Source organism: Marinomonas sp. ef1 (genome assembly GCF_002806845.1).
GTDB classification, from domain to species: domain Bacteria; phylum Pseudomonadota; class Gammaproteobacteria; order Pseudomonadales; family Marinomonadaceae; genus Marinomonas; species Marinomonas polaris.
Window position 1 is genome coordinate 190,834 of the sequence record NZ_NHTT01000005.1, and the last position, 21,875, is coordinate 212,708.

At 42.2% G+C, this 21,875-nt stretch carries 20 protein-coding genes; 11 read left to right on the forward strand and 9 right to left on the reverse strand.

The window, feature by feature from the left end; genetic code table 11:
• Positions 1-3: 3 nt before the first annotated feature.
• The 5 genes from hpaH to CCS02_RS08865 all read left to right on the forward strand — a co-directional run bounded on the left by hpaH (position 4) and on the right by CCS02_RS08865 (position 4,605).
• The gene (gene hpaH / locus CCS02_RS08845) at positions 4-807 is read left to right on the forward strand and encodes a 2-oxo-hept-4-ene-1,7-dioate hydratase (protein ID WP_072838324.1); all 804 of its coding nucleotides are present in this window, start codon (positions 4-6) and stop codon (positions 805-807) included.
• A gap of 9 nt (positions 808-816) precedes the next feature.
• On the forward strand, positions 817-1,623 hold the full coding sequence (gene hpaI / locus CCS02_RS08850; RefSeq protein WP_100186969.1) for a 4-hydroxy-2-oxoheptanedioate aldolase: 807 nt from the start codon (positions 817-819) through the stop codon (positions 1,621-1,623).
• Between the two features lie 166 nt (positions 1,624-1,789).
• The gene (locus tag CCS02_RS08855; RefSeq protein WP_100186970.1) at positions 1,790-2,695 is read left to right on the forward strand and encodes a helix-turn-helix domain-containing protein; all 906 of its coding nucleotides are present in this window, start codon (positions 1,790-1,792) and stop codon (positions 2,693-2,695) included.
• A gap of 246 nt (positions 2,696-2,941) precedes the next feature.
• Positions 2,942-3,364 (forward strand): GlcG/HbpS family heme-binding protein, encoded by a 423-nt coding sequence (locus tag CCS02_RS08860; protein WP_100186971.1) that lies wholly within the window; start codon positions 2,942-2,944, stop codon positions 3,362-3,364.
• 56 nt (positions 3,365-3,420) lie between these two features.
• Positions 3,421-4,605 carry a multidrug effflux MFS transporter gene (locus CCS02_RS08865; protein ID WP_100186972.1) on the forward strand — a complete coding sequence of 395 codons (1,185 nt, stop codon included), beginning with the start codon at positions 3,421-3,423 and terminating at the stop codon, positions 4,603-4,605.
• Between the two features lie 220 nt (positions 4,606-4,825).
• On the opposite strand, the gene CCS02_RS08870 is transcribed toward CCS02_RS08865, so the two are convergent.
• The 5 genes from CCS02_RS08870 to CCS02_RS08890 are packed head-to-tail and all read right to left on the reverse strand — an operon-like array spanning position 4,826 to position 9,773.
• A complete protein-coding gene (locus tag CCS02_RS08870) occupies positions 4,826-6,310 on the reverse strand; it encodes a tripartite tricarboxylate transporter permease (protein ID WP_100186973.1) in 1,485 nt (494 codons plus the stop codon).
• Positions 6,311-6,319: 9 nt separating this feature from the next.
• Complete coding sequence (locus CCS02_RS08875) at positions 6,320-6,847, reverse strand: tripartite tricarboxylate transporter TctB family protein (protein WP_100186974.1); 528 nt, start codon at positions 6,845-6,847, stop codon at positions 6,320-6,322.
• Positions 6,837-7,349: a universal stress protein gene (locus CCS02_RS08880; RefSeq protein WP_100186975.1), complete on the reverse strand. Its 513-nt coding sequence runs from the start codon at positions 7,347-7,349 to the stop codon at positions 6,837-6,839. Before CCS02_RS08880 ends, CCS02_RS08875 begins: the two co-directional genes overlap by 11 nt.
• A gap of 56 nt (positions 7,350-7,405) precedes the next feature.
• Positions 7,406-8,764 carry an aldehyde dehydrogenase family protein gene (locus CCS02_RS08885; RefSeq protein WP_100186976.1) on the reverse strand — a complete coding sequence of 453 codons (1,359 nt, stop codon included), beginning with the start codon at positions 8,762-8,764 and terminating at the stop codon, positions 7,406-7,408.
• Between the two features lie 52 nt (positions 8,765-8,816).
• Positions 8,817-9,773, reverse strand: coding sequence for a tripartite tricarboxylate transporter substrate binding protein (locus CCS02_RS08890; protein WP_100186977.1), 957 nt, complete (start codon positions 9,771-9,773; stop codon positions 8,817-8,819).
• A gap of 359 nt (positions 9,774-10,132) precedes the next feature.
• Between CCS02_RS08890 and CCS02_RS08895 the strand changes: the two genes are divergently transcribed.
• From CCS02_RS08895 to hpaR, 3 genes are all read left to right on the forward strand, one after another.
• Complete coding sequence (locus tag CCS02_RS08895) at positions 10,133-11,302, forward strand: p-hydroxyphenylacetate 3-hydroxylase oxygenase component (RefSeq protein ID WP_100186978.1); 1,170 nt, start codon at positions 10,133-10,135, stop codon at positions 11,300-11,302.
• Between the two features lie 89 nt (positions 11,303-11,391).
• Positions 11,392-12,306, forward strand: coding sequence for a p-hydroxyphenylacetate 3-hydroxylase reductase component (locus CCS02_RS08900; RefSeq protein ID WP_100186979.1), 915 nt, complete (start codon positions 11,392-11,394; stop codon positions 12,304-12,306).
• Positions 12,307-12,742: 436 nt separating this feature from the next.
• Positions 12,743-13,165, forward strand: coding sequence for a homoprotocatechuate degradation operon regulator HpaR (gene hpaR, locus CCS02_RS08905; protein ID WP_072838336.1), 423 nt, complete (start codon positions 12,743-12,745; stop codon positions 13,163-13,165).
• A gap of 23 nt (positions 13,166-13,188) precedes the next feature.
• On the opposite strand, the gene CCS02_RS08910 is transcribed toward hpaR, so the two are convergent.
• Positions 13,189-14,139, reverse strand: coding sequence for a helix-turn-helix domain-containing protein (locus CCS02_RS08910; RefSeq protein WP_100636371.1), 951 nt, complete (start codon positions 14,137-14,139; stop codon positions 13,189-13,191).
• A 240-nt stretch (positions 14,140-14,379) separates the two neighbouring features.
• On the opposite strand from CCS02_RS08910, the gene CCS02_RS08915 reads away from it, so the two are divergent.
• Both CCS02_RS08915 and CCS02_RS08920 read left to right on the forward strand, forming a co-directional pair.
• Positions 14,380-15,966, forward strand: coding sequence for a GMC family oxidoreductase (locus CCS02_RS08915; RefSeq protein WP_100186981.1), 1,587 nt, complete (start codon positions 14,380-14,382; stop codon positions 15,964-15,966).
• Positions 15,967-15,993: 27 nt separating this feature from the next.
• The gene (locus CCS02_RS08920; RefSeq protein ID WP_100636372.1) at positions 15,994-17,217 is read left to right on the forward strand and encodes an MFS transporter; all 1,224 of its coding nucleotides are present in this window, start codon (positions 15,994-15,996) and stop codon (positions 17,215-17,217) included.
• Between the two features lie 86 nt (positions 17,218-17,303).
• Here CCS02_RS08920 and CCS02_RS08925 read toward each other — a convergent pair whose 3' ends face one another.
• The gene (locus CCS02_RS08925) at positions 17,304-18,311 is read right to left on the reverse strand and encodes an MsnO8 family LLM class oxidoreductase (protein WP_100186983.1); all 1,008 of its coding nucleotides are present in this window, start codon (positions 18,309-18,311) and stop codon (positions 17,304-17,306) included.
• Between the two features lie 132 nt (positions 18,312-18,443).
• Between CCS02_RS08925 and CCS02_RS08930 the strand changes: the two genes are divergently transcribed.
• Positions 18,444-19,886: an NAD-dependent succinate-semialdehyde dehydrogenase gene (locus tag CCS02_RS08930; protein ID WP_198432071.1), complete on the forward strand. Its 1,443-nt coding sequence runs from the start codon at positions 18,444-18,446 to the stop codon at positions 19,884-19,886.
• Positions 19,887-20,151: 265 nt separating this feature from the next.
• Here the strand turns inward: CCS02_RS08930 and CCS02_RS08935 are convergent, their stop codons facing one another.
• Together CCS02_RS08935 and CCS02_RS08940 are read right to left on the reverse strand one after the other, a co-directional pair.
• The gene (locus tag CCS02_RS08935; protein ID WP_100186984.1) at positions 20,152-20,898 is read right to left on the reverse strand and encodes an SDR family NAD(P)-dependent oxidoreductase; all 747 of its coding nucleotides are present in this window, start codon (positions 20,896-20,898) and stop codon (positions 20,152-20,154) included.
• A complete protein-coding gene (locus tag CCS02_RS08940) occupies positions 20,895-21,863 on the reverse strand; it encodes an NAD-dependent epimerase/dehydratase family protein (protein ID WP_100186985.1) in 969 nt (322 codons plus the stop codon). The genes CCS02_RS08935 and CCS02_RS08940 overlap by 4 nt, the downstream gene beginning before the upstream one ends.
• Between the last annotated feature and the right edge of the window lie 12 nt (positions 21,864-21,875).

Genomic DNA, 21,875 nt, shown 5'->3' on the forward strand with positions numbered 1-21,875 from the left:
GATATGCTTTCAAACGACATTATTACTTCTTGTGCGAACAGACTTAATCAGGCAGAAAAAGAACGTGTTCAAATTCGTCAAATTTCACTGGATTACCCAGATATCACGATTGACGATGCCTATGCCATCCAACGCGAATGGGTACAAATGAAGCTGAATGAAGGCCGTAAAGTTATTGGTCATAAAATTGGCCTAACCTCACGAGCGATGCAAATGAGTTCACAAATAGATGAGCCAGATTACGGCACCTTGCTTGATGACATGCTGTACTACGATGGCTGTGAAATCGAAACAGACAAGTTCATTGTTCCGCGTATCGAGGTCGAACTGGCGTTCGTTTTAAAAAAACCGTTGAGAGGGCCAAACTGTACAATTTTCGATGTTTATAACGCAACGGATTACGTTATTCCTGCACTTGAGCTAATTGACGCCCGCAGCCAATCGATAGACCCTGAAAGCAAACGTCCCCGCAAAGTCTTTGATACCATCGCAGACAACGCGGCCAATGCGGCTATCATTTTAGGTGGACGTCCAATAAAAATCAGTGAAATGGATTTACGTTGGGTATCAGCCATTATGCAACGCAACGGCATTATTGAAGAAACAGGTGTTGCTGCAGGCGTATTAAACCATCCTGCCAACGGTGTTTCATGGCTTGCTAATAAACTTGCGCCCTTTGATATTGAGCTTGAGCCGGGACAAATTATTCTTGGTGGTTCTTTTACTCGCCCAATAGCTGCCCGCAAAGGCGATACGTTCAACGTGGACTATGGCCCACTTGGTTCAGTATCTTGTCATTTTGCTTAGGAGATAGACATGTCTGCGCCTAAAAATATTTTCAAATTAGCGCTCAAAAACCGTCAGCCACAGATTGGTCTGTGGCTAGGTTTGGCCAACAACTATACCGCTGAGCTAATTGCGAGTGCAGGATTTGATTGGCTATTAATCGACGGTGAACACGCACCAAACACCCTGCAAACCATGATAGGACAGCTGCAAGCCATCGCGCCTTTTGCTAGCCACCCAATTGTGCGCCCAGCTTGGGCCGATCATGTTGCGCTTAAGCAAATACTTGATCTTGGCGTGCAAACGGTATTGGCTCCTATGGTCGACAACGCAGCGCAAGCGGCTCAAATAGTCAAAGCAACTCGCTATCCACCAGCGGGAATTCGTGGGGTTGGTAGTGCTTTAGCACGTGCTTCTCAGTTCAATCGAACCCCTGACTACTTGACTACCGCCAATGATGAAATTTGTGTGTTGGTTCAAATCGAATCTCTTCAAGCAGTCAAAGAACTGGATAACATTCTTGCTGTAGATGGTGTTGATGGTGTCTTTATTGGACCAGCTGACCTAAGCGCATCGCTTGGATACATTGGACAGCCTAACCATCCAGAGGTCGTCAAAGTGATTGAGCAAAGTATTGCTAAAATCATTGCGGCTGGAAAAGCGCCTGGCATTCTCATGGCAGACAAAACACAAGCGAAACATTACTTGTCGCTTGGCGCATTATTTGTCGCTGTAGGCAGTGATACAGGCTTGCTGATGAACAGCACTAAGGCTTTGGTGAATGAGTTCAAACCTGAACAAAATTCCCAAGAAAAAACAACAGCATCCGTCTACTAAAGTGCTGATTGTAATCTGAGTATGTCTGCCTCCCAGTTAACCTACTCAGATATTTGATCTTTTGATCACCCTTACTTTCCCCAGTGTCACGTTTATTCGTGCGCTGGGATTTTTTTGACACTACTGTGATAATCTCTAAAAAAATAAAACCAACAAAGAACATAGCATGATGAAAAAAGAATGGATCCCCAACATTACCATTGGACAAGACTATGATGTCGCTTACAAGGACGCCACTATCCATTTTGACGTACTTGGCAAAATGGCCGATTTTTTTGGTCGTGATATGCCAATGCATCTGCATGCAGAATATTGCCAAATCCACCTTATCCTATCCGGCAAAACCTTGTTTAATATTGACCAAAATATTTATGAAACCCAAGATTGCGCCGCATTTTATACGCCACCGGCAACGCCACACGCTTTTTTAACCGAGCCAACGGCACCAGGTTATGTGATTACTATCCATAACACACATTTACAAAAAATCATGGCCGAATTAAATGCGTACAGCAATCACAACTCGTTGCTGATGCCCTTTCATATAGACAAGCAAAAAGACACCAAGCCAGACCAGCAACACTGGGAACAACTATTAAACCTATTTAAAATGCTCAAGCTAGAATGGAACCAATCTGCACTTTATCAACGAGACAGTATTGAGGCCATTGTTAAACTTATCCTAATAAACATGCTAAGACTCTCCGGATCTGAGCAACCCAAAAAACAGCATAATCAGACGGAAATCCTTTGTTTTAGAGAGTTTAGTACCCTACTTGAGCGTCATTTTCTAACAGAAAAACAAATTCAATTTTATTGCGATTCCTTACACATCAATGAAAGCAGATTGAACTATTTGTGCAATAAGATAACCAAACTAAGTCCCAAGAAAATGATAAATGGCCGAATTTTGCTCGAAGCTAAACGCCTGCTATCTCATACCAATAAGAATCTCACCGAGATTGCTTACACTTTAGGCTATATTGATCCTTCTTATTTCTCTCGGTTTTTCATCAAAAATACTGGCATGAGCCCTTCGGATTTTCGCAAACACCACAGAGCCGATGAATAGCCCACTAAGGCTACTCTATAAATAAAACGTTAAAATTTATTACTTTAAAATGTCTCATAAAAACAGGCGGAAAAACATTCAAAATAAAACTTAACATGTTAATCAAATTACTATAAGTTATCTTTATAAAAAAACAGTGCCCAGAAGTTATGCCATTCAGTGTAATTAAAGAGAAAATCATTATCGATTACTTCCCAAGCTCCGGTATAAAACTGGCAAATGCAATATTCCCATATAGGCTGATAAATGCTCATTAACACGATTACCAGACAGGATTTAACCACACAGACAGCACTGCATCTTTGTCGTGTTGCTATTGATAAAGCAGAACAGCTTGGTATCAATATCTGTATAACTATTGTCTGCTCTTCAGGTCGCAGCCTAGCCAGCGTGGCAATGAACAACGCACCACTTTTATCTCAAGCCATTTCCCATAAAAAAGCCTTTACTGCCGTGTCATTTGGCATACCGACCAAAGAATGGCAAACAAGACTCGCAGAAAGAAATAACACCTTACTCGCCTTACAGAGTGAACCTGACTTTACCTTTCTAGGTGGTGGGATTCCTATTTCGCATCAAGGCTCTGTTGTTGGGGCAATAGGTGTCTCTGGTGGCAGTGAGCAACAGGACATTGATTGTGCAACAACCGCCATAAACAGCCTTAGCTAATTAACTAAAAAATTACAAAAAATAAACGCCACAATATTTTTAAATCAGGAGCCTCCATGTCCTCTGCTTTGAGCAAATTAACCATCCCCTTGCTTGGATATTTGGTCGCTTTTGGACCACTTTCTATCGATATGTATTTGCCAAGTTTGCCTACCATAGCCAATAATTTGGGCACCTCGGATCAGCTGATACAAACAACGATTACTGTTTTTTTGCTTGGAATGGCAATAGGAATGCTCATTTTCGGCCCTCTATCCGATATGTTAGGTAGGAAGCGTTTACTGTTAATTGGTATTGGGTTTTATTTTTTTAGCAGCATTGGTTGCGCAATGGCATCGACTGGTGAAAATTTAATTCTGTTTCGTTTCCTACAGTCATTAGGTGGCGCTGCAGCAGCGGTTCTTGGTAGAGCCTTAGTTCGTGATTTGTATGAACTAAAAAGAGCTGCCAATATCCTGTCACACATGCACATCATATCAATGATGGTTATGCTGATATCTCCAATATTAGGCGCTTATATTGTTAGCTATTTTGAATGGCGCTGGATCTTTTACTTCTTAGCACTATTTTCAATGGTGGCTTTTATTGGTAGTGCTCTGTTATTGCCAGACGTAAAACAAAATATGATCGCAAAGCCTAGTGCTAGCCATTACTGTAAAAACTATATTGAATGTTTACGGGCGCCGTTGCTGATCCAATATGTGTTAACGAATGCTTTTTCATTTGCTGGCATGTTTGCCTTTATAGCGACATCAGCATTTGTCTATATCGAGCACTTTCAGCTTTCAGAAACCTATTATGCGGTTCTATTTTCTGCGAATATTTTCGCCATTATTATCGCAACTTTACTCAACTCGTATTTAAGCAAACGCTATAGCGTAAGTGCCGCATTAAGTACGGCTGTCGCTATTTCCTTTGCTGCGACGTTAATCATTTGGGGAATGATTGGCTTCAATAAAACGCCACTCGCCTTATTTGTCGTAGCCACAATGCTTTACATCAGCGTTACTGGTGCAATTGGTGCCAATAGCTTAGCGACGTTATTTGCACAACTACCAGAAAAAGCAGGCACGGTTTCAGGTTTACTAGTGGCAACTCAATTTGCAATGGGGAGCTTCATCAGTTATGTGGCGAGTTTACTGTTTGATGGCACTCCAGCAAGCCTCTTAATCATGATGGCATGCTGCGGCACTCTTTGCTCAATTCTCTATCTGAGCACACGCATAAATAAAGTCATTTAGCTTTCAAAACAATAAATGCAATTTAGAAGGTATTTTTACAGAGCCACAAAATCGGCTTCAATCTCTCTAATTATATTGTTCATATTATCAATGAAAAATTGCACAGCAGCGTACTCATGACTAAGCATTTCATTAAGCAACATTCCAGCGAATTCAAATAAAGCAAGATGTGGCGTGTGAATAGAAGGGCCTCTAATGAGGCCCTTCTATTATGTCTAAATCAAGCTACGCGGTGCTTTTCTCTCATTTTGCTAAAAATAAACACAAGGATGGATAAGATTGTTACGGTAAGCAGGGTCAATGCGATAGGACGCTCGATAAAAATACCAAACTCCCCGTTAGAAACACCCAATGCTTGACGCATACGGTTTAGAAATACTGGCCCTAGCACCAAACCTAAAATAATAGGCACAGCAGGAACATTATTTCGTTTCATAACGTAGCCAATCACAGAGAAACCTAGCGCAATGAAGGCATCACTAAATTGGTAATTCTGACTATAAGCACCCAAGAATCCGAGAACAAAAATCAATGCACCAATAAAACGACCACGAATTCGCGTGATATTAACGATAAATCTAGTCGCAAAAGTCAGATACAAGAAAATAAAGATATTCATCACGAACAGAGCAACATACAAACCAGAAATAAACTCAGGATGTTCAGTAAACAGTCGTGGCCCAGGCGTATAGTTATGAACCATAAATACAGACAACAACATCGCCATCAAGGCATCAGCAGGAATACCAAATGCGAGCAAAGGCACTAATACCGAAGCGGTTACCGCGTTGTTTGAAGTTTCTGACGCCACTATGCCGGCCTCTGCACCTTTACCAAACTCTTCTGGATTTTTAGAAAACTTCTGTGCCAAGGTATAAGAAAAGAATTGTGAGCCGAATTCACCAACCCCAGGTAACAACCCCATTACAACGCCTAATAAAGCTGAGCGAATTGCCGTTACCTTATTACGCAATAGCACTGTAATACCTTCAAAACGGCCAGAGCCTTCTAACTTGGTTTTGAAAGAGTCACCGCTTTTCGTAGAAATCAGCACATAGGCTTGAGACATGGCAAAAAGGCCAATAACAGCAGGCACTAATGGCACACCAGCTAACAACCAGGATTGATCAAAGGTATAAACTTGAGAGTTAAAAGACCGATCAATCCCAATCGAACCTAAAAACATCCCTAAGCCAATCATGGCTGCAGCTTCGAGAGCATACTTATTATGGGCAAGCACCACAAAAACCATCCCAAGTAGTGCCAACATAGCGAATTCAGCGCTGCCAAATAAGGTCGCCACCTGAGACAAGGTTGGCGCAAAAAACACCAAAGAGAGCACACTGACCATACCGCCAAAAAACGAAGAGGTATAAGCGATCGACAATGCCTTTTTCCCTTGTCCTTTTTGCGCCATGGGGTAGCCATCATAAGTCGTGAGTACCGCCACTGGGGTTCCGGGAGTATTCATTAAAATGGCTGGAATAGCGCCACCATACCAAGCACCACCATAGACACCTAGTAATAAAGTCACACCAAAAAGTGGCTCCATTGTGAAGGTCAAAGGCAACAAGATGGCCATAACACCAGCAGGTTCCAGCCCCGGAATGGAACCGATCGTGACACCAATAAGAGCACCTATTATAACGGCCCAAATGACACCGTTACCAAATACTTCGTGGATACCTAATGCAATTAAATCCATACAAAATCTCTAAAAATATTTGTTCATGAACCAAAGGGATTGATCGCTAAATAGCTTTTCATACAAGACCACATCTGGAATCCAGATATTCACCCCGACCCTAAAGATCAGAATAATGAGTGCGACCGCAACGAGGGTATTCAACACCCAGATTGGCGACAATAAACGACTTAACCAGACAATAGATAAGACAAATAGCGTCGTGGATATAGTAAAGCCTACTATCGTAATGATATTGACATACGCAAAAAATAGAGCAGCTGTAATAGCCACCATGCGATAGTCACTTAAGCTATCCACGAAACTATCTAACAAGCCCTTTTCTCCCTCTATTGGCCTAATTACCAACATAAGTTTGATAAAAGAAAAGAACGCCAATAAGCCCAATCCAAACAAAGGCGCAACATAAGGTTGAGTAAACCAACCATGGTCACGCTTAATGTCTACGGTATGGCTTTGATAGGAGAACATTAAATAGCAACTAACGAGGGTCATTACTAAGAAAAACAGCTTGGACTTACGGTTTTCATATTCCATTTTTATCCCCCGCTTTGCTGCTCGCAACAGTATTAGAAATGGGCACGATCAAAACAGGAACTGTGATATTGTGAATGACTTTTTGCGCTGTTGAGCCTAAAAACATTCGTGACAGAGCATTAACACGGCGGTCACCCATCACCACCATACTGGCTTCAACATCTTTAACTGTATCAACAATTTTCTTGGCTGGGTCACCAAAACGAACAACCACTTCAATGCTGTCTTCGTTAAACTCAACATCATTTAATTCTTCAGCAACGAAATTGTGGATTCGTTGTTTCATGTAAGTTCTCAGTTCCTCTTTCAATGACTCTAAGTGCGCATCGTGCGCCTTCTTTAATTTAAAGCCTACGAAAGAGTCATCATTACCACGATGAAACTGATCAGAAACATGTAGGAAAAAGATCTTTCCATTGGACATAGCAGCCTGCTCTAAAGCAGCTCGTAATACGACTCGACTACCCTGCTCTAAATCAGACGCGTATAAAATATTTCGCATTTATGGACTCCAAAAATACAGCCATCTATGAGATGACTGTATTTCAGTATTAGAACTTACTTCGCGCGGTTAATAACCTTACGAACAGTGTTCTCTAACAAGCCTTCCATACCAAACTCAACGCCTAATCCAGAAGACTTATTGCCTCCAAATGGCACGTGAGGTAGCACTTCTGCATGGTTATTAACCCATACTGTTCCTGAATCAAGTTGATCGACAACCCAATCAAGCTCAGCACAAGGCTCGCCCCAAACAGAACCGCCTAAAGCAAATTCTTCATGAATGGCTTTTGACATGACATCGTTAAGATCATCGTAAGGAATAACAGGAAGCACCGGACCAAATTGTTCATGACAAACAACATCAATATTATGCTGTGGGTTTTTGATAATAGTTGGAGCAATAAAGTAACCATCTAAACCAGACGGTAAATCTGCAGCAATCACTTCCGCACCAGATTCGCGAGCATCAATAATCATCGCTTTTACTTTTTCATACTGATTCACGTTTTGTACTGGACCGAACGTCACGCCCTCTTGCATTCCATTACCAACGACCTGCGCAGCTGCTATTTTCACAAGAGCATCGCATAGCGCTTCATATTTAGAACGGTGGACATAGAGACGTTTCAAACAAGCACAGGTTTGACCCATATTGACAAAAGACGTCATAAAAATCTTTTCGGCAATTTTGTCAATATTGGCATTTTCCAAAACGATCCCAGCGTCATTACCACCCAATTCCAAAGTCACTTTTTTAAGATCACCAGCTACCAAAGAAGCAATACGCTTACCAACAGGTGTTGAGCCAGTAAAGACAACTTTCTTAACATCAGGGTGTGACACCAATGGCTCACCTACTTCTCTTTCACCGATAACCGCTTGCACCAAATTCGGTACCGTATGTTCATTAATAATATCGACCAAACGAAGTGTATTAATTGGTGTTAAAGAAGAAGGTTTAATCACGACACTGTTACCAGCACGAAGCGCTGGCATAATGTGCCAAATGGCAATCATTAAAGGCCAGTTCCAAGGTGTGATTGAAGCAACGACACCCACTGGCATACGATGCACTTCAACACGACGCTCTGCGCTATCTTCAAGAACCTCAGGCTCCAGTTTCAAATCGGCATTGTAGTGGGTCCAACCCACCGCCCCGCCCACTTCAAATTGAGCAAGAAACAGGGGTTTCCCCTGTTCAGCAGTAACGATTTCAGCCAATTCTGGACCAGCCTTTTCTATGGCATTAGCCACATTATGTAAAGCCGCTGAGCGCTCTTCATGAGATTTTGCACTCCACTCTTTAAAAGCAACTTTAGCCCTTTCAACAGCGTTATTTACATCATCTAGAGTTGAAACTTGAATCGTTTTATAGGTTTTCTTAGTCGCTGGATTAATAATGTCTAAAGCCATGTTTCCACCATTTATTTTTATTTTGAGCTATACGATTCGCCAAAAAGAATGATTATTTAATTTCTTTCATTAGTTTTTTAGCGTTCTCGAAATCAAGCTCAACCAATTTTTGTGCGTCTTGTGAATTTGTCCAATACACTCCTGCACCTGTTGTCTCTTGCAGTTTCAACACTTCAGGTGCCTGTAGTGCTTGCTCTGCAATAGAAGCAATTTTGTCGATAACAGCTTGAGGTGTCCCTTTTTTAACAAACAAGCCATTCCAAAGCGTTTGGGAAATGCCTGTTTCTTCGTTCAAGGTTGGTACATCGGGATTTGTTACCAAACGTTTGTAAGTGAAAGAAGTTAACAATTTCGCATCTTTTGAATCTAAACAAGGAAGAATTTGTTGAGTAGTCGTATTGATAACTTCAGCATCGCCATTGGCTAAAACAGAACAATCTAAAGCATCAAAGGCAGAATCGGAGGCGAATTTAAAACCTAATTTTTTTGCAGCTTGAAAAGTAATTGCCGTTGGTGTTGCTTGATAACCAAAGTGACCTAGAGAAACATCGTGAGTTTTAGCGTATTCAGCTAACTCTGGGAGTGTGTTGTATGGCGTATCAGATTTAACGGCCAATACAAATGGATAATCGAGAAAAATCCCGACCGGAACAAAGGCATCTTCTGCATATGGCGCATTACCACCAACCACCTGACTTGTTACCAAATCCACAACAAATGAACCAATAACACTGCCATCAGGGCGAGATTGCGCAACCGTTGTTGCTCCTAATACGCCACCTCCGCCAGGTTTATTCACTACAGTGGCAGGTACGCCGGTTTCTTTTGACATTTCTTCAGCAATAACGCGAGTCAAAACATCTTCCAGATCACCAGGAGGCCATGGGACGATGAATTTAACCGGGCGATTTGGGTAGTCAGCTGCGATTGAAGCGGTACTTGCAAACGTAGTAATTAGTAAGGTAGAAGCCGCTAGGACTTTCAAGGTATGAGATATTTGTTTTTTCATTATTATAGCTCCTTTTGAATAATACAGATCAAAATTACACTCTCAAATAGACTCGTTCTATGTCCCTATAGGGATATTTTTCTATCCCTACGAACCGTCTATGTAACGCATCTCATACCTAAAATTTACGATTTACCCTTTTCGACGATCATTTTATTAGCCACTAAATTAGTGAACATGTTAACTAATTTCAAGCATTTTTTATTGCTTAATGTGCTTTTTTAAAATCATTCAAATATCAATCCTTTTAATAATTTCTAGAAAAGTCCTAAGGTTTGCCTGAAAAACACATTCATTAAAGATCACCAAATACCAATACTGTGTGGACTAGATACAAAAAAAATAAGAGGACAGAACACATGAAACGTCAAAACCCATTATTAGAAGAGCTAAAAAAAGTACTTCCTGAAATCGCTAAAAATGCAGACAAAGCGGAAGATCTTAGAAAAGTACCTACTGAAAATATTGAACTGCTTAAAAAAGTGGGATTACACAAAGCCTTTCTACCAAAAGCCTATGGCGGTTACGAAAACTCTCTACCTGAATTCGGTGACTGTATCGCGGCACTAGCTGGAGCCTGCGCAAGTACCGCTTGGGCATTTAGTTTACTTTGTACTCACAGCCATCAAATCGCTTTATTCCCTAAACAAGCACAGGACGATATTTGGCAAGACAATCCGAATATGTTGGCCAGCAGCAGTATTGCCCCTTTCGGTAAATATCAAGAAACCGATGGCGGTGTCATTTTTACGGGGGATATGCGCTGGAGCAGCGGCTGTGATCATGCCCAATGGGCACTTTGTGGTTTTCTAAGAGAAAATAAAGAAGGCAAAAAGGACCATTGTTTTGCACTGATTCCTGCGACGGATTACAGCATCGATGACGACTGGCATGCCGCCGCAATGAAAGGCAGCGGCACGAAGACCTTAGTGATTCGTGACAAATTTGTACCAGAGCACAGAATTCAAAAAGCCAAAGATATGATGGAAGGTAAATCTGGCGGCTTTGGCTTATACCCAGACAGTAAAATTTTTTACGCTCCTTACCGCCCTTACTTTGCTTCAGGTTTCTCTGCGATCAGCTTAGGCATAGCAGAGCGTATGTTGGCAGTATTTAAAGAAGCGACTCAAGGTCGAATTCGTGCCTATACCGGAGCCAAAGTTGGTACTGCCACACCAGCGTTATTACGTATTGCAGAATCAACTCATCAAGTAATGGCGGCTCGAGCTTTTCTAGAGAAAACGTGGGATGAACACGCGGAATACGCCGAAGCTCATCGCTATCCTGATCAAGCAAAGTTGGCCGAATGGCGAACCAATCAAGCTTATGTGGTGAAAATGTGTATTGATGCGGTAGATCGTTTATTCAGTAGCATGGGAGCAAGCCACTGGTATTTGGATAAAGAAGCGCAACGCTTATTCCGTGATAGCCATGTCACAGGCGCTCACGCTTACACAGATTACGACGTTTGCGCACAAATATTTGGACGCGAATTAATGGGCTTAGAACCAGACCCATCTCTACTTTAATAAAAGCGATACGAATATCTAGATACAAGTGTCTAGCCATGGCGATTCATGGCTAGAACAGAATACACATAAGAATAAGAGAGAATACTATGAACTTCGACCCTAAAGAATTCCGCCGTTGCCTTGGCAACTTTGCGACAGGTGTTACTGTTATTACCGCAAAGTCCTCTGATGGAACACAAGTTGGCGTAACGGCTAATAGCTTTAACTCCGTATCTCTTGATCCGCCACTTGTACTGTGGAGCATTGTTAAAACATCAAGCAGTTATACCGTATTTGAAAATTCAGACCATTTTGCTGTCAATATTTTAGCGGCGGATCAAATTGATTTATCCAACAATTTCGCGAAGCCAAGCGACGATAAATTTGCTAATATTGAGAAACTGTCGGGTGTCGGTGGCGCGCCGCTACTCACCAATACCGCAGCCAATTTCCAATGTGAAAAATATCAAATCGTTGATGGTGGCGACCACTGGATCATGATTGGTAAAGTCGTTGAGTTTGCAAACTATGGCCGCTCACCTTTGCTTTATGTACAAGGCAGCTATGCAGGTGCGATCCCTTTTACTGGCGCAAAAACACCTGCTCAAAACGTTGCATCGGACAAAACGCTTGCTCGCTTACATGACAGCGCCATTTACCTTATGCATAAAGTTCTGCAAAAAATTCAAGAGAACTATTTACCAAAACAGTCTTCAACTGGCCTTAGCACCAGTGAAGCTCGCTTATTGCTTGTATTAAGTGACACGACTGGAATAACCATTGAAGATTTAGCCAATCTAGTGACCATCCCATCTGTTGATGTAGTAAGCGGTGTCGAAAGTCTGAAAAGTTTTGGGTTAATTAATAACGATCTAGCCCTAACAGAAAAAGGCCATGACATGGCGGAACGTTTATGGGCAATATCAGACCAGCAGCAGGAAGATATCTTTTCTAATTTAAAAGAAGAAGAGCTGACCAACTTCAAGCAACAGCTACATCGGTTATTGACTCAACTGACTTAGCTCTTAGATAGCAAGAATAACTGCTATTCATTGGCATTTTTGATAAAAGCATAAAAAATCCCCTCGTGGGATTTTTTTATGCATGTATAATAGCCTTTTATTTAACAAGTTAAGTTGTTAATTGTACCTATGAGCCCCATTCTCTACTCTATAAAGTGCTGCGATAGGCACTGCGGATGAATTAGCAGATACCGCTGTAGGGCTGCTTGGCTTTCTTCTGTTCAGTTTCGGCGGGATCTTTACTCAAGCCGTTCCTTTAATAATTGAGCTACGCCTCCATATGATTGCCTTTGCCATCTTAGCCTGTACACTTTTAGCAAATATCACTCACAGAACCATCCTAGCAAAAGATAACAACAGGCCTATACGCTAATATTTCTTTAGAAGGCGTATTTGATATTATCAAAATCATACTTTAAGGAATTATCGAGATTACATGAAAAGACTAGAAGACTCCCTGACACTGCAATTATTAAGAGCCCGTGAATCATCAATGACTTTTTTTAGGCCTGTACTACAAAAAGCAGGCTTTACAGAACAGCAATGGCGAGTCTTACGCGTTTTAAATGATCATAAAGAGTTAGAGGCTAAACAACTGGCTCATCTATGTTGCATTCTTAGCCCAAGTTTGACGCGCATTATTACGCGTTTTGAAGAAGATGGCTTCTTGATACGCAAAAAATCGCCTACAGATCAGCGTATTTCCCTGCTTTCATTAACGCCAAAGGCCAATAAAATTGTTAAAGAATTCCGTCCAGAAGTGGATGCTGCATACCAACGAATCATCGAAAAGCTAGGTGAAGATAAGCTTAAAGAACTGAGCCGACTATTGAGCGATATTATTGCATTAGAAAGCTAAACAAGCTCAATAATAGGCAGCTCTTACACAAGATTCTGCCTTTTTTGTTTTCTAGTTGCTTGAGGCGACTCATTAAAATACTGTTTATAAGCACGACTAAAATGCGAAGAGTGACTGAATCCCCACTTATAAGCGATATCCGTAATACTCAAATTATCTAAATTTAGAATGTCTTCACGACTTTTATTCAATCTTGATTGCCAAACATATCGGCTCATAGTCATACCATGAGCTTCAAATGCTCTGGCTATTTGGCGGCACGACACAAATAAATGACTACTTATCATTTCTGCATTTAAATCTGCTGACGTTAAATGCTGTTCAATGAACGCCTTACATTTAAAAAATAATAAATTCCGATTTTTTTGATTAAATTTTGCGCCATGTAATCCAGACAGTACCTGAATATGGTGTATCACCTCTTCTGCTTTTAGCTGAAAAGTATGATGACTATCGATACTACTCTCTAATAATTTAAAAATCGCACTCGTTGATGAAGTACCACATTGCAAATTACGGTCTATTTTAATGAGGTTATCAACAACCCCTAACTCTCTTTCGGCAATGGATCGAGGAACATCTAAAACATACATTCCCATATTATTAGGAAAGCCATGTCCATAGGGTTTAGCGGTGTCATAAATGACCATGTCTCCTGACATATGACTCGCGCAATCCATACCTTGATATGAATAACCATTTCCCTTTGTCATTAGACAAATAAAAAAACCATCACGACCGTCTTCATCAATATCAATACGGCTACGCTGCACAGAGTGCCTATTCGCCTCTATATGATTCACGCTAATAATATCGCCGTGAGAATGTCGAAGTTCCGCCTCTAACGGTGAATCCGAGGCGATTGGACAATCAATATGAATCACATATTGATTAACCGCCTCTTCCCAATAATGCCGTCGAGACATAAGGTCTATATCTCGAGTTGATACTCGAACTTGTCCTGAAAATGACATAAATCCCTCAATATAGTTTTTGTTTTTTTAAGGATGAATATCTAAACGATCTAAGTTTGATCATACCCCTCGCCAAATAATTAGTAAACATGTTAACTATATTCGAAGTTATGATCTCTTTTCAAAATGTCCGGCAGAGTAAAACTGCCAGTCCGATCAAGTCAATTTTCCCTCTCAATAAACCTCTATGCTCATCCATATAAACACCCAAACACAATAATAAGATCGAGAGGTTTACTCATGAAGTCCATTGATTTCATCGTGGTGGGCGGTGGCTCATCAGGTTGCACTGTGACACATAGACTTGTAAAAGCAGGTTTTCACGTAGTTTTACTGGAAGATGGTCCAAAAGACGATTCTATATTCGTTCAAATGCCAGCCACTTTCATTCGTGTTATTGGGTCGAAGCGATCTGTAATTTATGAAAGCGAACCTCAACCAGACGCTGGCGGCCGAAAAACCTACGTGCCGCAAGGTCGGACCCTAGGTGGAGGTAGCTCAATCAATGCTATGCTTTACATCCGTGGCCAGAAAGAAGATTACGATGAATGGGAACGCAATGGCTGCGATGGTTGGGGATGGGACAACGTATTAACTGCTTTTAAACGCTCAGAAAACCATATGCGTCTAAGCGAACCATTTCACGGTACAAATGGCCCTCTGCGTGTCAGCGACACTCGTTTTCGCCACCCCCTCAGCCAAGCTTTTTTAAAAGCCGCGCAACAAACGGGCATCCCTTATAACGACGACTTTAATGGCGACAAACAAGATGGCATTGGCTTCTATCACACAACTACTTTTGATGGTCGTCGTGGTAGTACCGCTGCAACTTATCTCAAAGAAGTAGAGAACGCACCAAATCTAGAAATTCGAACAGGGTGCTACGTTAACAAGATTATATTTGATGGTAATAACAATGCGACAGGTATTGAGTTGCGTAATGAGTCAGGCAAAATAGAAATACTTTCTGTGAAGAAAGAAATCATCTTAACCGCTGGTGCATTATCAACCCCCAAAATATTAATGTTGTCTGGTATTGGTCCAAAAGAGCAATTATCCAAACATGGCATATCAACGCTTTACGATTCTCCAGAAGTGGGTGAAAACTATCAGGATCATCTAGAAGTCAGTATCTATGGTCGTGCGAAACAGCCAATCAGCTTACTAGGCAGTGATAAAGGCCTCAAAGCACTGTCTTATGGTTTCCAGTGGACTTGTTTTAAAACGGGTTTATTGACTTCTAACGTTGTTGAATCAGGTGGCTTTGTTGATACCAGCAATTGTGGTCGCCCTGACATTCAATTCCATGTACTACCTACTTTAGTTGGTGACGTAGACCGCGAGCCTATCGAAGGTCACGGCATTTCCATAAACCCTTGTTTCTTACGACCTAAATCTCGAGGATTCGCTCGCCTACGCAGCGCCGACCCAACAGACTCGATGATTTTCGAAAGCGGTGCGTTATCACACCGTGACGACGTAGATACGCTTATCCGTGGCGTCAAACTAGCCCGCAAGATTATACGGGCACCTGCCATGGCAGAACTGATCAGCGAAGAACTTCGTCCATCCGCAAAAGAAGATATTTCAGATGCTGAAATAGAAGCGCATATCCGCAGCCACGCTAAGACCGTTTACCACCCGGTTGGCACTTGCCGCATGGGCTCTGATGAACAAGCCGTTGTCGACACTAAGCTCCGTGTTAATGGAGTAAAAGGTGTGCGCATCTGCGATGCCTCTATTATGCCTACCATTGTGTCAGGTAATACCAATGCTCCGACCATCATGATCGCAGAGCGTTGTGCTGAATTTATTCTCAACGACTAATAACAATAACGAACGAGAGATCTAATAATGAAAATAAACTCTTATGAAAATCGCCTACTCGTCATTCTCTTTATAGGGTTTGGCTTTGTCTTTTTTGACCGCTTAGCGCTGTCTTTTTTGTTTCCTTTTATCGCAAAGGATTTGGGCCTAAACAATAGCCATTTAGGAATGCTATCTTCTGCCCTATCTTTAATGTGGGCCTTATCTGGTATGACATTAGGTGCCTATGCAGACCGCAAGGAATCAAAAAAATACATTTTAGTACTGTCTGTTATTGCTTTTACTCTTTGTTCTGCGTTGTCAGGCATGGTAACCAGCTTCATTAGCCTACTAATATTCCGTGGACTAATGGGCGTTGCAGAAGGACCTGTACTCCCCATTTCACAATCTTTATTGGCTTCAGCCTCATCACCAAAACGCCGTGGCTTAAATATGGGCTTGGTCAATGCGTCTGCTCCAGGATTAATTGGAGCGGTTATTGCGCCTCCGATACTTATCTGGATTGCAACAGATTACGGCTGGCGCAGTGCATTTTACGCAACAATTATTCCAGGCTTGGTAATTGCTGCATTAATGATGTTTTTTGTGCGAAATAAACATGTGCATCAAGACTTGCAAAGAAGTCATGCAATTAGCAACAAAGCAGACATCAAAACCTTATTGAAAAACAAAAATATCCTACTGTGCATTTTAATCTCTTGTTTCTACATTTCTTGGTTCATCACCTTAGTGTCTTTTACACCGACTTATCTAATGCAAGTAAAAGGTTTCAGTCCAGAAGTCATGGGAGGCATCATGGGTAGCCTTGGCTTTGCTTGGATGGTATGGGGATTCATTGTTTCCGCTTTATCTGACCGATTTGGCCGCAAACCTATGTTAATTTTATTCACCATGATTGCCACTCTGTGCCCAATGGTTTTACTGTTTGTTGATGACGCTAGCACTATGCTTCCGCTAATTTTCCTAACCTATACTGGACTTGGCTGTTTTACTTTGTTTATGGCGACCATTCCGGCTGAAACCGTTCCAGCTACACAAGTGGCAACGGCGCTAGGTTTGATTATGGGAATTGGCGAACTATTCGGTGGCTTCATTACGCCGGTAGTAGCAGGTTTTGCTGCCGATGCTTATGGCCTTCAAATCGTCATGTGGATTGCCGCTGCAGGATCATTAATTGCTCTACTGCTAGCTTTCTTCCTAACAGAAACGGCGCCAATTAAAGTAAACAAAGCTCAATTAAGTGCCGCATAATCCTTAATTTATAGAGTAATTATGAGTTCAAACAGGCTGATGAATCAGCCTGTTTTTTATTTTGGCACATTATGAAATGCCACTTCCTATAAGTTTTTTGCCAACAAACGATAACTATCTAAACGATCCGATTGGCTATGTGTCACAGTAACAAGAGAAATTTCATCAGTGTTAAATGCCTCAGCCAGAGATTCCATTTCAGCCCAACATTGCTCTGGTGTGCCAATCGTATAACTGGCTTCAATACGATCAAACAAAGCTTGATGAGATGCTGGCATCGCATGATATCTATCGCGAACTTGAGCTGGTGTTAAAAAGTCTTCCCGCTCTCCTATATGAGTAGCAAACTTACGATACACTGCGGTTCCTGCTCGAAGTTTCGCTTCACCTTCCGTATCTGCACAAATACAAGCAATCGCCAACATGCGCTGTAATGGGTGCTCATGCCCTGCCTGTTGCCAAGCTTTTTGGTGAGCATCAAAGATACGTGGATGGCAATTTTCAGAATCAATAAATCGCGCTAAAGCCAAATGATAACCTAACTGCCCAGCCAGCTCAGCACTACCACCACTTGATCCAAGCATCCATAAATCCGGTACATCACGTACTTCTGGCATCACATGGATCGAGCTAAAGGGATGGTTGTCTTTAAATGACCCGTGAATAAAGCTTGCTAGCAAATCCGCCTGTTCAGCATAAAACTGACCGTTCGAGGCTTTATTAGGAAAGGCTAAAGCGGCAGATGTCATAGCAGAACCACCAGGAGCACGCCCTACACCAAGATCAATACGTCCAGGAAAGAGTGATGCCAACATAGAAAAGCACTCTGCCACTTTTAATGGACTATAGTTAGACAGCATCACACCGCCACTGCCAACTTTGATACGTTGCGTAATACTGGCCAAATGCGCGACTAAGATCTCAGGGCAAGGATTAGCGAAATGCACGCTGTCATGATGTTCTGCAACCCAATAACGATGGTAATTCCATTCATCACAATGTTTAGCTAATTCAACCGTTAACAAAGGCGCATCTTTTTTACTATGCGATCCATGTACTGGACTTTGGTCAACAACTGATAATTTTATATTCATACGACAGTCTCTTTATCAAAGAAAATTAGTTAACATGTTAACCTATTTACTTTGATCGATGAAGATTTGATAATAGAGATGTGATTAGTACAAGAATAACTTACTTTATTTACCAACAAATAGGTGATACTCATGTTAAAGGATATGTCCCTTCTTAAGTCTCGTTGTTTAGTCAATGGCGAGTGGGTTGAAGCAAAGGCAAAAACCACACACCCTGTTACTAATCCAGCAACAGGTGAAACTATTATAGAGATTCCTCACCTTTCTCCTGAAGAAATCCCTGCGGTGATCGAAGCATCTAAAATCGCACAAAAAAAATGGGCAGCTTTACCCGCGAAAGAACGCTCTGCTATTTTGCGCCGCTGGTTTGAGCTAATGCTTGAGAACTCTGATGACTTAGCCTTACTGATGACGTCTGAGCAAGGTAAACCGTTAGCTGAAGCGAAAGGCGAAATTGCTTATGCTGCTTCTTTTATCGAATGGTTCGCGGAAGAAGCCAAACGCATTTACGGCGACACTATTCCTGCACCACGAGCAGACCAACGACTTACAGTTATTCGTCAACCTATCGGTGTTACCGCGGCGATTACACCTTGGAATTTTCCTGCAGCCATGATCACGCGTAAAGCCGCTCCTGCTTTGGCAGCAGGTTGTTCGATGATTGTTCGCCCTGCCGATTTAACCCCACTTACCGCTCTAGCCATTGCAGAATTAGCCCAACGTGCGGGTATTCCAGCGGGCGTATTCCAAGTTGTAACAGGCTCTGCAAGCAAAATAGGTAAAGTGCTAACTGACAGCCATGTTGTAAGCAAACTGTCTTTTACAGGTTCCACTGAAGTGGGTCGTTTATTGATGGCACAATGTGCAGACACCATCAAAAAAGTGTCCCTTGAATTAGGCGGTAACGCGCCATTCATCGTCTTTGACGATGCTGACCTTGATAAAGCAGTTGAAGGAGCAATGGCCTCTAAATACCGTAATGCCGGTCAGACTTGTGTATGCGCAAACCGAATTCTGGTTCAACGTGGCGTTTACGATGCGTTTGCCGCCAAGCTAACGGAAAAAGTCAAAGCCCTAAAAGTGGGTAATGGCGCCGAAGCAGGCACAGATATTGGCCCTATGATCGAAGAAAAAGCTATTCTAAAAGTAGAAGAACACATCAAGGATGCTGTTAGCAAAGGCGCGACTTTGATTCATGGAGGCGATCGTTTGGGTGGATTATTTATCACGCCAGCGATCCTAACGGGTGTAACTCCTGAAATGAATGTGGCTCAAGAAGAGACCTTTGGCCCTCTCGCTCCTCTTTTCTCATTCGATACGGAAGAAGAAGCCATCGCGATGGCCAATGACACTATTTTTGGTCTAGCAGCGTACTTCTTTACTCGTGATCATGCTCGCATGATTCGTGTATCAGAGGCCTTAGAATATGGCATGGTTGGTCATAATACTGGCTTAATTTCAAATGAAGTCGCGCCTTTTGGCGGTGTTAAACAATCGGGCCTTGGTCGCGAAGGCTCTAAGTACGGAATCGAAGATTATTTAGAAATGAAATACATCTGTAGTTCCATTGCTTAATATCTCAATACCAGTAGAGCATAGGCATTTCATGACGAAGCGCTTATGCTCTACTTAACACTATTTGTAGAGAAAACATCAAAATCAATCAGACACACTTTGTTATTTTCTCCCATGAGACTCTCTAGAACAAAGTCAGCATGGATCAAAATATAAGCTTTGACGTGATTAACTAATATTCCTTACGGATTTCTGCCGCTATTGTGTGAATTTCTTCTAACTTTCAAGCAACCCGCCTACTCTTATAAAAACATGACAATATCTACTAATTGCCATCGCTGATAATAGTACCGCCATCAACAACGATATTTTGTCCAGAAATAAAGCCACCCGCCCTACTTGCCAGCATCACCGCCACGCTGGCGATTTCTTCTGGTTCACCGACTCGACGAAGTGGTGTGGCGAGTAATCGGCGTTGCATAAATTGCTCGTTTTCAAGTAATTCAGTCGCCAAAGGCGTTCGGATCAAACCGGGAGAAATGGCGTTCACTCGAACCCCTCTAGGTCCCCACTCAACAGCTAAGTTCCGCGCTAGCTGCGCCAACCCGGCCTTAGATAAACCATAGAGACCAATGGCTTTATTACCTCTTAATCCGGCAATACTAGACATTAAAATTACGGACCCTTGCCCTCGTTCAGCCATATCAGGAATCAACGCAGAGCAAAGTCGTAATGCACTTTTTAGATTGATCGACATGACCAAATCCCAGTCGTCATCGCTGATTAACTCTATTGGCCCAGCCGGTCCTTGTACGCCAGCATTCGACACAAAAACATCAATACGGCCGTAAACCGCCTTGGCTTGTTCAACCAGTTTATCGATGCCCTCGTTACGACTTAGATCACAAGCAATAAAAACCACGCCATTTTTCGCGACATACTGATTTGTCCGATCGGAAGCAATAACCTTAGCACCATAAGCGGCCATGGTATCAACAATGGCTGAACCCAATCCACCGGATGCGCCAGTAACCAATACCACCTTATCTTGTAGTGAAAATAGTGTGTTCATTTTAATAAAGCCCGTTCTACTAGCTTATTAAGATCGCCATCATGCTTAAAACCCACTTCATCGGCAGAAGGGGTTTCTAGCGATGGAAAGCACCCAAACAAGTCTTCAATCATTGGATTTGGCTCATAGCTAACGAGTTCTTTCGTGTTCTGCTTATAAACCAAGCCAATAGCATCGACCATTTCTGCCATGCTGAAACAGAGAGTGGGCAAGGTAAAGGTTCTAGTCACCTTTAGTTTGCTTTCTTCTACTGCTGCACCATGGATAAGGTTTTCAATAATGTTTGGCAAAGACGATGCCCATGTTTTTGCTTGTGCCGACATAGGGCAAACGAAAGCATAGCCTTGGGATAACTCACGAATAATATCACTTAAAAAAGCCGAAAGTTGACCCGTTTCTGCTGGCGGACGAGCCAACACACCGGGTAAACGCAATGAGCGGCCATCGACCCAGCCACGGCGACTAAAGTCATTAATCATCACCTCACCAACGATTTTATGGGCGCCATAACTCATCTGAGGTTTCAGCGGAGTATCATCGTTGACCAAATCTGGCATGATGCCAAAGACCGCAATGCTACTAGCGAACACCAATACAGGTTTGTGCCCTATCGATTCCGTTTGAGTTTTGCAGAGATCCAGTAAGGCCATCGTGGCATCAATATTCACACTGCGGCCGAGCTGATCATTTTTTTCCGCCATGCCACCGGGAATACTGGCCAGATGGTAAATAACATCCATGGGGAAACGCCCCAGTGTGTCTTTCAGCCATTGATCGTCTGCAAGGTCACCACTATGTTGCTCAACCACTAAACCAAGTGACGAGCTATCAACAGCATTATCAAACTGACGATCTAACAAGGTCAAACGCAAGACCTTGCTTTCTCCAACACAGCCTTGGGACAGGATATGGTTTGCCAGCGCTTGTCCAACAAAGCCATTTGCGCCCGTAATTAATACATGCATCTGACAGCCCTT

What these genes read in the sequence shown, in the direction of transcription:
- CCS02_RS08885 (WP_100186976.1), bottom strand. Translation starts at nt 8,764, where the DNA reads ATGGCTTTAGACATTATTAATCCAGCGACTAAGAAAACCTATAAAACG.
- CCS02_RS08880 (WP_100186975.1), bottom strand. Translation starts at nt 7,349, where the DNA reads ATGCGAAATATTTTATACGCGTCTGATTTAGAGCAGGGTAGTCGAGTC.
- CCS02_RS08915 (WP_100186981.1), top strand. Translation starts at nt 14,380, where the DNA reads ATGAAGTCCATTGATTTCATCGTGGTGGGCGGTGGCTCATCAGGTTGC.
- CCS02_RS08930 (WP_198432071.1), top strand. Translation starts at nt 18,444, where the DNA reads ATGTTAAAGGATATGTCCCTTCTTAAGTCTCGTTGTTTAGTCAATGGC.
- CCS02_RS08895 (WP_100186978.1), top strand. Translation starts at nt 10,133, where the DNA reads ATGAAACGTCAAAACCCATTATTAGAAGAGCTAAAAAAAGTACTTCCT.
- CCS02_RS08860 (WP_100186971.1), top strand. Translation starts at nt 2,942, where the DNA reads ATGCTCATTAACACGATTACCAGACAGGATTTAACCACACAGACAGCA.
- hpaH (WP_072838324.1), top strand. Translation starts at nt 4, where the DNA reads ATGCTTTCAAACGACATTATTACTTCTTGTGCGAACAGACTTAATCAG.
- CCS02_RS08870 (WP_100186973.1), bottom strand. Translation starts at nt 6,310, where the DNA reads ATGGATTTAATTGCATTAGGTATCCACGAAGTATTTGGTAACGGTGTC.
- CCS02_RS08900 (WP_100186979.1), top strand. Translation starts at nt 11,392, where the DNA reads ATGAACTTCGACCCTAAAGAATTCCGCCGTTGCCTTGGCAACTTTGCG.
- CCS02_RS08910 (WP_100636371.1), bottom strand. Translation starts at nt 14,139, where the DNA reads ATGTCATTTTCAGGACAAGTTCGAGTATCAACTCGAGATATAGACCTT.
- hpaR (WP_072838336.1), top strand. Translation starts at nt 12,743, where the DNA reads ATGAAAAGACTAGAAGACTCCCTGACACTGCAATTATTAAGAGCCCGT.
- CCS02_RS08940 (WP_100186985.1), bottom strand. Translation starts at nt 21,863, where the DNA reads ATGCATGTATTAATTACGGGCGCAAATGGCTTTGTTGGACAAGCGCTG.
- CCS02_RS08855 (WP_100186970.1), top strand. Translation starts at nt 1,790, where the DNA reads ATGATGAAAAAAGAATGGATCCCCAACATTACCATTGGACAAGACTAT.
- CCS02_RS08925 (WP_100186983.1), bottom strand. Translation starts at nt 18,311, where the DNA reads ATGAATATAAAATTATCAGTTGTTGACCAAAGTCCAGTACATGGATCG.
- CCS02_RS08890 (WP_100186977.1), bottom strand. Translation starts at nt 9,773, where the DNA reads ATGAAAAAACAAATATCTCATACCTTGAAAGTCCTAGCGGCTTCTACC.
- CCS02_RS08875 (WP_100186974.1), bottom strand. Translation starts at nt 6,847, where the DNA reads ATGGAATATGAAAACCGTAAGTCCAAGCTGTTTTTCTTAGTAATGACC.
- hpaI (WP_100186969.1), top strand. Translation starts at nt 817, where the DNA reads ATGTCTGCGCCTAAAAATATTTTCAAATTAGCGCTCAAAAACCGTCAG.
- CCS02_RS08865 (WP_100186972.1), top strand. Translation starts at nt 3,421, where the DNA reads ATGTCCTCTGCTTTGAGCAAATTAACCATCCCCTTGCTTGGATATTTG.
- CCS02_RS08920 (WP_100636372.1), top strand. Translation starts at nt 15,994, where the DNA reads ATGAAAATAAACTCTTATGAAAATCGCCTACTCGTCATTCTCTTTATA.
- CCS02_RS08935 (WP_100186984.1), bottom strand. Translation starts at nt 20,898, where the DNA reads ATGAACACACTATTTTCACTACAAGATAAGGTGGTATTGGTTACTGGC.